The sequence below is a fragment of the Candidatus Rhabdochlamydia sp. W815 genome, assembly GCF_018642185.1.
GTDB classification, from domain to species: Bacteria; Chlamydiota; Chlamydiia; order Chlamydiales; family Rhabdochlamydiaceae; genus Rhabdochlamydia; species Rhabdochlamydia oedothoracis.
In genome coordinates, this window is record NZ_JAAVTY010000057.1 from 1 (window position 1) to 8,986 (window position 8,986).

Annotated in this window: 9 protein-coding genes; 4 read left to right on the top strand and 5 right to left on the bottom strand. The window is 36.3% G+C overall.

The genetic code is table 11. The features are described from left to right. Window positions 1-243: 243 nt before the first annotated feature. The 4 genes from RHOW815_RS04940 to tsaB form a co-directional block, all read right to left on the bottom strand. Window positions 244-645 (bottom strand): hypothetical protein, encoded by a 402-nt coding sequence (locus RHOW815_RS04940; protein ID WP_215217228.1) that lies wholly within the window; start codon window positions 643-645, stop codon window positions 244-246. 72 nt (window positions 646-717) lie between these two features. Further along, a complete protein-coding gene (dnaJ, locus tag RHOW815_RS04945; protein WP_215217229.1) occupies window positions 718-1,878 on the bottom strand; it encodes a molecular chaperone DnaJ in 1,161 nt (386 codons plus the stop codon). A gap of 91 nt (window positions 1,879-1,969) precedes the next feature. Continuing rightward, window positions 1,970-2,164, bottom strand: coding sequence for a 30S ribosomal protein S21 (rpsU, locus tag RHOW815_RS04950; protein ID WP_138107149.1), 195 nt, complete (start codon window positions 2,162-2,164; stop codon window positions 1,970-1,972). 163 nt (window positions 2,165-2,327) lie between these two features. Beyond that, window positions 2,328-2,906, bottom strand: a complete 579-nt coding sequence (tsaB, locus tag RHOW815_RS04955; protein ID WP_215217230.1) for a tRNA (adenosine(37)-N6)-threonylcarbamoyltransferase complex dimerization subunit type 1 TsaB — start codon at window positions 2,904-2,906, stop codon at window positions 2,328-2,330. A gap of 220 nt (window positions 2,907-3,126) precedes the next feature. Here tsaB and lon point away from each other — a divergent pair, with 220 nt between their 5' ends. Genes lon through RHOW815_RS04975 form a run of 4 tightly spaced genes read left to right on the top strand, consistent with a single transcriptional unit; the run spans window position 3,127 to window position 8,042 of the window. Continuing rightward, the gene (lon, locus tag RHOW815_RS04960) at window positions 3,127-5,544 is read left to right on the top strand and encodes an endopeptidase La (RefSeq protein ID WP_215217235.1); all 2,418 of its coding nucleotides are present in this window, start codon (window positions 3,127-3,129) and stop codon (window positions 5,542-5,544) included. Beyond that, window positions 5,525-6,040 (top strand): adenylyltransferase/cytidyltransferase family protein, encoded by a 516-nt coding sequence (locus RHOW815_RS04965; protein WP_215217231.1) that lies wholly within the window; start codon window positions 5,525-5,527, stop codon window positions 6,038-6,040. The genes lon and RHOW815_RS04965 overlap by 20 nt, the downstream gene beginning before the upstream one ends. Continuing rightward, on the top strand, window positions 6,031-7,146 hold the full coding sequence (locus RHOW815_RS04970; RefSeq protein ID WP_215217232.1) for a rhomboid family intramembrane serine protease: 1,116 nt from the start codon (window positions 6,031-6,033) through the stop codon (window positions 7,144-7,146). Before RHOW815_RS04965 ends, RHOW815_RS04970 begins: the two co-directional genes overlap by 10 nt. Continuing rightward, entirely contained in the window at window positions 7,143-8,042 is a 900-nt protein-coding gene (locus RHOW815_RS04975) for a ribonuclease Z (protein ID WP_215217233.1), read from the top strand. Before RHOW815_RS04970 ends, RHOW815_RS04975 begins: the two co-directional genes overlap by 4 nt. Here RHOW815_RS04975 and RHOW815_RS04980 read toward each other — a convergent pair. Beyond that, window positions 8,039-8,491 (bottom strand): hypothetical protein, encoded by a 453-nt coding sequence (locus RHOW815_RS04980; RefSeq protein WP_215217234.1) that lies wholly within the window; start codon window positions 8,489-8,491, stop codon window positions 8,039-8,041. The genes RHOW815_RS04975 and RHOW815_RS04980 overlap by 4 nt on opposite strands. Between the last annotated feature and the right edge of the window lie 495 nt (window positions 8,492-8,986).

Genomic DNA, 8,986 nt, shown 5'->3' on the forward strand with positions numbered 1-8,986 from the left:
AAAACGAAAATCCGAGAACTTTTACCTACTGTAGCTAATTTATCCGAAGCCTTAGATCAAGCTGTTTTATCAATGTCGATTTAAATAACTATATTAGATCTGGTAGGTGCAAAGGAAATTCTTCATGCGTAAGCCCTGGTCAGTTTACGTAAACGGCGCTTCATTGCATCATGTCGTAAAGATTATTTATTAGATCTAGTAGGTGCAAAGGAAATTCTTCATGCGTAAGCCCTGACCGCATCCCTATGAATCAATCCAATTTTGCTGGGTCCGTAAAACACCTAAAGAGTCTTTAACCGAAGAGTTATACTTAATAAGACGATGTAAAAAGCATAACTTAGCAATGTTTAAAAGTTGTTTATTGCTGTGGTTAATTAAATAGATCAATGTATGTAAATAATCGATCCATAAAGAATCGGGCTTATCATTAAGTAGATGAGCTAATTGTGTTGTGCTAAAAGGAACTTTTAGAGAAATGCTGGTTTCTGCAATCAGCAAAGGTAAAAGCAGAGCCTGTTTTTTTCTATGGGATTGCAGAGTATCGTTATAGTGTTCTAAATAATGAGATGCCTTTTTAAGGCTTCTGTGGATTAAAGGATTCGATACAATAGACTTGTAATTCGAAAATTCGTAGCTTGTAAACACAGCTTTTTCAGCTTTGAAGAGATCTAAAAAAGTAACTTATCAAACCTTGAATTAAGATTACAAGCCTTTTAATTATTCCGAAAAAAAAACTTTAACTTTTTCAGAAAAGTTGCCCTGAAGGGGATTATTACGCTCTGTTTCTAACTCTTGGAATTTTTTTAATAAATCTTTCTGATTACTAGTCAGGCGTATGGGTGTTTCGATCAGTAATTTTATAAGCAGGTCACCCTTAGATTTTCCTCGAACATTGGGAAAACCTCCTCCTTTAACTCTTAATATTTTCCCACTTTGAGTTCCATCAGGGATTGAAATACGAACATTTTCCCCTGTTGGAGTAGGGATCTCTTTTTTACATCCTAATGAGGCTTCTACAAAACTGATAGGAAATTCAACGATTACATTATCTCCATCTCTTTGGAAAACATTGTGGGGTTTGACCGTAATGAAGATGTAGAGGTCTCCAGCAGGGCCACCTCTTTCACCTACATCACCGTATTCAGACATGCGAAGACGCATCCCGGTATCAACACCAGCTGGTATTTTGATAGGAACTGTTTGCTTCTTCTTTACTCTGCCTGTTCCATGGCATGTTTTGCATGGATCGGTAATTGTTTTCCCCTGTCCATAACATTGATGACACACGCTTGACATGCTAAAAAAGCCGCGAGTCTGGTGAATTTGACCACATCCTCGGCAAGCAGGGCATTTTTTAACCCCATTAGCTGAAGCAGCTCCTAATCCATTACATGTGTTGCAGCATACATAATTGGTAACGCTAGCTTCCTTTTCTACCCCTTTTACAGCTTCTTCAAAAGAGAGTGTGACATTTATTTTTTTACTTGCTCCTTGTTGACCCCCTGCTTCTTCAGACCCCCCCCCTCCAAAAAAGGAATCAAAAACAGAATCATTACCACCACCACCACCAAAGGCGTGCATGAACGTACGCAGCGCTTCTTCCATAGAAGAAAAACTACCAGCACCACCTGAAGAAGATCCAAATCCTGCTGCTCTTGGATCATGGGTGCCATATTGATCGTAATGGCGTCTTTTTTCTTCGTCTCCTAGGATTTCGTAAGCTTGAGAGATTTTTTTGAACTTTTCTGTAGCTTCGGGATTTCCTTGGTTTTTATCAGGATGGTACTGAAGAGCATTTTTGCGATAAGCCGCTTTAATTTCTTCCTGGGTGGCATCGCGAGATATACCCAGCTCTTTATAATAATCGGAACTACTCATAATAAATGGGGTATTTTATGTTTGTAAAAGGCTAGTGTAGCATAAAGGATTGGTTTTCTGCCAATAATTTAGCAAAAGAGTCTTTAAAGTGCTAAAATCCTAAAAACCTTTTGGGTTTTTTATATTTTTGTGCAGCTTTTGATTTTGCTCGGCTTTTTACAGAGGGTTTATCATAACAAAGACGTGTTTTAGCGGACTTCATAATGCCTTCTTTATCGACTTTCTTTTTTAAAGCCCTCAAAGCTTTATCAAGAGGTTCTCCGGTGCGGACTTTAACGCTGGGCATGAACAATTTTTCCTTAAGTTACAAATTAATAATAAGCCAAATCATCTTAAGTTCTTAAAAATTAAGCCAAAGATAAAGATCTGTCGGCTCTCTTTTAAGATTTGATATCTAATCATCTTAAGGGAAAATCTGCTTATTTTTCAAATCTAAAAAATCTTAAAGCTTATATAGGAAGGGTATGATGGTAAAATATTTTTTGATTTGGGGAGATATTCTTTAGCAAAGGTAAGAGAGCCTGAGGATTAACAGCAGGTAAATAACGAGGAATAGAAAGGTCCAATGAGCTCTCAGAAATAATATAATCGCTGCCTGTGATTTTTTTACAAATTTCCAGGTTTTCTATAAATTCAGGATCTGTGCTTTCAAGGAAATTTTCCTTTTGCACTCCTTGAATAACTAAAGATCGGCCTGATTTATGGGGTAATAAAAAACTAAAACGACCTAAACGAGGGGGTAGATAAGCTAATGGAGAGTAAAAAGATTGGTAAACAACCTTTAATCCAAAACTCAAAGTTCTAGCAATAGTTACTCCAACCCTTGTGCCTGTGTAAGAGCCCGGACCTATACCAACGGCAATTTTATCTATTCTTGGATAGGAAGAAAGAAGACGCTCAATGCTGGGAAAAAAAGACGTAGATAATTGGTTTTCATGTATATAGGAATGGCATGCACAGATTATATCTGCTTTTGCAACAGCAATTAAGGCTATCGTGGAGCTGGTATCTAAAATAAGAGTATACATTTTTTCACAAAGAATTTGATTTAGATTAACAAAAATGACTAAAAATCACACCACTTTTAAACAATATTTCCATCTATAAATAGTTTGCTTTATTGCGCATATTTTCTAGAGCTGATAAATTGATGGCCTTTTATTAATGATGCATTCGATGTAATCCCAGTTAGGAGATTGTTTTTTGGATAGTCAAAAAGAACAGGAAGAGATTTTAAACGAAGAGAAAATGGAAGAAGCATTAGTCAAAGCTATGCAGAAATCTGTAAAAAATGAAAAAACAAGAAGCAAGAATGCTGAGTCTTTTCCTCATGAAGTATTTATAGTCCCTCTTAGTCGCCGTCCTTTTTTCCCGGGCATGGCTGCGCCTATTGTGGTTGAACCAGGCGCCTTTTACGAAATTCTCAAGCTAGTCGCCAAGTCAGAACATAAATGCATGGGTTTATTTTTAACCCGTAATGAGAATGCAAATATTTATAAGGTTGGCTTTGATGACTTGTATCAAGTAGGGGTTTTAGCACGTGTTTTGCGGATTATTCCTATGGAGCAAGGTGGGGCCCAGGTAGTTTTAAATATGGAAAAACGTATTTCTATACGCAAACCTTTTAAAACCCTTAAATATCTCAAAGCGCAGCTAACTTATCATCATGATGAAGTCAAACAGCTTTCCAAAGAGCTAAAAGCGTATTCAATTAGTATTATTACAACGATTAAAGAACTTTTGAAGTTAAACCCTTTATTTAAAGAAGAACTACAAATTTTCTTAGGGCATTCCGACTTTACCGAGCCCGGGAAATTAGCTGATTTTGCAGTAGCTTTAACAACAGCTAGCAGAGAAGAACTACAAGAAGTGCTAGAAACCTTTGATTTACAGGGTAGAATCGATAAGGCATTGCTTTTATTAAAAAAAGAAATTGATTTAAGCAAGTTGCAAAATAGTATTAATCAGAAGATAGAAGCCAATATTTCAGAAGCCCAACGCGATTTTTTTCTCAGACAGCAACTAAAGACCATTAAAAAAGAACTAGGTCTAGAGAAGGATGATAAAACCTGTGATGTAGAGAAATTTGAGGGGCGCTTAAAAAAAAGAGTCGTTCCTTCTGATGTCATGCAGGTCATTGAAGATGAAATGGAAAAGTTGGTTGTGCTAGAAGTCCAATCAGCCGAATACGCAGTATGTCGTAATTATCTAGATTGGTTAACGATTATTCCATGGGGTATTTATAACGAAGAGAAGCTAGATCTAAAGGTTGCAAAAAAAATACTCGAAAAAGATCACTATGGACTCAATGATATCAAGGAAAGAATTTTAGAATTCATTGCAGTAGGGAAGCTCTCTGGTGGAGTAAAAGGGAGTATTATTTGTTTGGTTGGTCCTCCAGGAGTGGGAAAAACCAGTATTGGAAAAAGCGTTGCAAGGGCTTTGAAAAGGCCTTTTTATCGATTTTCTGTAGGTGGTATGCGTGATGAGGCAGAAATCAAAGGACATCGCCGTACCTATATTGGGTCTATGCCAGGAAAACTTGTTCAAGCGCTTAAGTCTACTCAAGCGATGAATCCTGTCATTATGTTAGACGAGGTTGATAAGATGAGCTCCAGTTATCATGGAGATCCAGCTTCTGCTTTATTAGAGGTTTTAGACCCAGAACAGAATAAAGATTTTCTGGATCACTATCTGGATGTTCGTTGCGATTTATCCCATATTTTATTCATTGTCACAGCAAATATCCTAGACACCATTCCAGAGCCTTTGAAAGATCGCATGGATATCCTGCGTTTATCAGGTTATATCTCAGAAGAAAAGATACAAATTGCTCAAAAATATTTAATTCCCCGTAATCGCAAAAACATGGGATTAAAAACAACGGATATTAATTTTACTAAAGATGGAGTTTCTCAAATCATCAATGGGTATGCCCGAGAAGCAGGTGTTCGCAGCTTAGAAAATTATATCAAGAAAATTATGCGTAAAGTGGCTGTTTCTGTTGTTAATGCACAAGAAAAAGAGACAGAGTGTAAAAAGATTTCGATTTCCGAGAGTAATGTGAAAGATTTTCTAGGGAAGCCCATTTTTACCACAGATCGTTATTATGAAAGAACGCCTGTGGGTGTGTGTATGGGACTTGCTTGGACCTCTTTAGGAGGTGCTACTTTGTATGTGGAAGCAACTAAAGTACACGCGGAAAAGATGGAAATGAAATTAACAGGACAAGTGGGAGATGTGATGAAAGAATCCTCTCAAATTGCTTGGACTTTCTTACATAGCCAGGTGAATCGGTATGTTCCAGGAGGTAGCTTTTTTGAAAAGTCTCAGGTGCATCTACACATCCCTGAAGGAGCTACTCCAAAAGATGGACCTTCAGCGGGAATTACCATGGTAACGTCTTTGCTTTCCCTTTTAAAAGATCAACCTGTTATAGAAGATTTAGGGATGACAGGAGAATTAACGCTTACCGGTAAGATTTTACCCATTGGCGGGGTTAAGGAAAAATTGATCGCTGCAAAACGCTCCGGAGCTAAAGTATTAATTTTCCCATCGGAAAATCAACGTGATTACGATGAGCTTCCCACTTATGTCAAAAAAGGGATTCAGATGCATTTCGTATCGCACTATGATGAGGTATTTGATGTCGCATTTAGCAAGTAGTTCTTGCTTTGAAGAGAGCATTTGTAAAAAAGTGATCGAACCTAAAAATCTTCAAGAGACAATCAAGTATTTGCGTGAAGAAAAAAAAACAATAGCAACGCTCAATGGCTCTTTTGATCTTTTACATGAGGGACATTTAGAGATTATTTTTCAAGCTTCTTTGCAAGCTGATATATTGATTGTAGCTTTAAATACAGATGTATCTATTCAACGGTATAAGGATATAAAACGTCCAATTATTCCTTTAAAGCAGAGAGTTTTATTAATCGCTGCCTTGGAAATGGTTGATTATGTCACCTATTTTAATGAGATAGACCCTATACGGATTTTATCAGAAATTCGACCAGATGTACATGTCAATGGTTCTGAATATGGAAAAAATTGCATAGAAAAAGAAACCGTCATTAGGCAAAAAGGGAGAATACACATTGTAGAAAAAATTCCGGGATTATCTACTTCTTACATCATTAACAAGATTAAAAAAATATGCGATTAATAGGCCTTTTTGACACAGAGCAAAAAGCACTTAGCTTTCATTCTTTTTTATTGCAAAAAGGAATACAAAGCTCTTATGAACCAGATAATCCTTCTGCGGAAAAACCTTTTTATCGTATATGGATCCAAAGAGAAGAAGATTTTAAAGAAGCTTCAGAATTATTTTTGCAGTTTAATCAAAATCCCAATGACTCTTTATTTCAAATACAAGAAGAACCTAAAAAAGAAGAATTAATAGAGCCCTCTGTAGTTCAGATACAAACTTCTCGAAAATGGAGAGGGATTACTCCTCTTCTAATTTTTATCTGCTGTTTTTTATTTTTATGGAACTCTTTTCAAGAAAGCCAAATTATGAAAAATAAAGGAGCACTAGCCCTTCAGGTCTCTTTAACACCATTGATGCAAAAATTGCTGTTTGATTATCCAAAAGCCTTTAAGGAGTTAAACCAATTTGTTCAAGAGCATCCTATGAAAACCTTTCAAGGTGTAGATGAATTACCTTTAGAAACTCAATTAGAATTAAAAAAAATAGAAGCCATCCCTTCTTGGAAAGGGGTATTGCAGCTTTTCCCCACTATACAAAAAGAAGGCCTACAAGCGATAAGCAAAGTTCCGATGTTTGAAAAAATCAGACAGGGACAAGTTTGGCGTCTGATTACGCCTATTTTTCTGCATCGTGATTTTTTGCATATCCTTTTTAATATGGCTTGGCTTTTTCTATTTGGTAAGCAACTGGATTTGAAAATAGGTAAGAAAAAAATGCTTGTGTTAGTGCTTCTGATTGCCATAGCTAGCAATGTGGCACAATATATCATGAGCGGTCCTTATTTTATTGGAATTTCAGGCGTAGTAGTAGGAATGGGTGGATTTATTTGGGTGCGCCAAAAAAAAGCTCCCTGGGAAGGGTATTCTGTCCAAAAGAGCGCTCTTTTATTGTTATTTTTCTTTGTTGCCGCAATGGTCGTATTGGATGGAGTTATCTGGGGGATTAGGCTGTTTTATCATCTAGCGCCTACTTTGCAGATTGCTAATACCGCACACGTTGTAGGAGGTCTTACCGGAGCTTTTTTAGGATGTCTTTCTTGGTTTAAAAAAGGACTTGCATGAGTCAGCGTTGTTTAGTTATTTTAGGCTGCTCTAGTCAGCAACATACACGCACCCGCAATCACGGCGCTTATCTTTTACTTTGGAAAACCGAAGGCTTTTTATTTGACCCAGGAGAAGGAACGCAGAGACAATTTATCTTTGCAAATGTGGCTCCCACTTCTGTAACACGTATATTTATTAGTCATTTCCATGGGGATCACTGTTTAGGGTTGGGCTCTATGTTAATGCGCTTAAACCTGGATAAGGTTACACATCCAGTTCATTGCTATTATCCAGCTAGCGGCCAAACCTATTTTGAAAGATTGCGCTATGGGTCGATCTATCACCAACAAATTGAGATCGTCGAACATCCTGTTTTTGAGGAAGGAGTTGTTCATGAGGATGAGCAATTTTTGATTCAAGCGCGCTTTTTAGAACATGGAGTTGATAACTTAGCTTGGCGTGTTATAGAAAAAGACCAAATTAAATTTGATCAAAAAAAACTACAACAAGCTGGAATTTTTGGTCCTAATGTGCGTCTTTTAAAGGAGAAAAAAGAACTCATCATTCAAGGAAAAAAGATCAAATTAGAGGATGTAAGCTGGGTTCGCAAAGGAGATGTGGTCTCTATTGCCATCGATACTCTGGTTTGTCCTGCTCTTGTTGAAGTGGCAGATCACGCCAAACTCTTTCTCTGTGAAAGTACCTATTTAGAAGCTCATAGACATTTAGCTGGAAAGCATCACCATTTAACCTCTAAACAAGCAGCTAAAGCTGCCCTAGAAGCTCACGTAGACACATTGGTATTGACACATTTTTCTGCTCGTTATCAAGACTTAAATGAGTTTTTACAAGAAGCCTCTGTTATTTTTCCTAGAACAATTGTTGCAGAGGATTTAAAAGTCATTCCTTTTTAATTCTCAAGATCTTCCATAATAACGGTAAGCTCTCGAATAAGCATGTCCAAGCGATTTGGATGTTTTGTAAAATTATGTAAAACCAAACTTAAGTCAGAATCTTCTTCTATTTTAAAGTTAGTAGCTACTTTTAATAAGCTAGTCTCAGAAGCACTATTTGGACTGTATAAGGACTGATATAAGACATTATGCATAATATAGGCTGCATCTTTTAAATCTTCAGACGACGTCCTAGAGCTTTCTTCTATTTTTTCAACAAGGGAATTTACTTGTCTTATTCCATAGGCAAATTCTTCTAAAAATTGAGGATCTTTTGCTTTAACAGCATTTAGAGATTGTAATTTGGTTTTAAATTGCCCAATACTATCGTAAAGCTCTTTTTGTATTTTTTTAATCGGATCTTGAAAGGGCAAGGGAGAAGAAGGAAAGGAACCAGTGATTCTAATCATTTTAATTCTCTTCTTTTTTTTCTTTAAGCCTGCGCATAGGCTTTCTCTTTGTTTTTTTCTCCTCTACAGAGTTTGTTTGTGATAGGGGGTAGCTTCAAAACATAACTCCTTGTTTATTTTTAGTGTATCGCGTTTGTTTGGTTTTTTTGTCAAAAAAAATATTTAATAAAAGGTTTTTATAGAATAGATCTAATTTTTAAAAAATTTTTTATAAAAATTATAATCAAATAGGATAATCAATTCATTGAATTACAGACTTTGTCTATTAATAAATCATTAGGTTTTTTATTAGACATGCCATAATTGCACACAAAGAAGGGGTTACTTGTTTAGTCCCAAAGTGTGATGGAGTGGATTAATTCTAAAACTTTTTGGTTTTTTTTGCCAATTTTTGATAATATATACTAGTGCCGATTCAAACGGCTAGCTTAATGGGATTTAAGTCAACGACTTGAAACTTGTCGTTTATCCTACATTTCAAAATATCTGTTATTT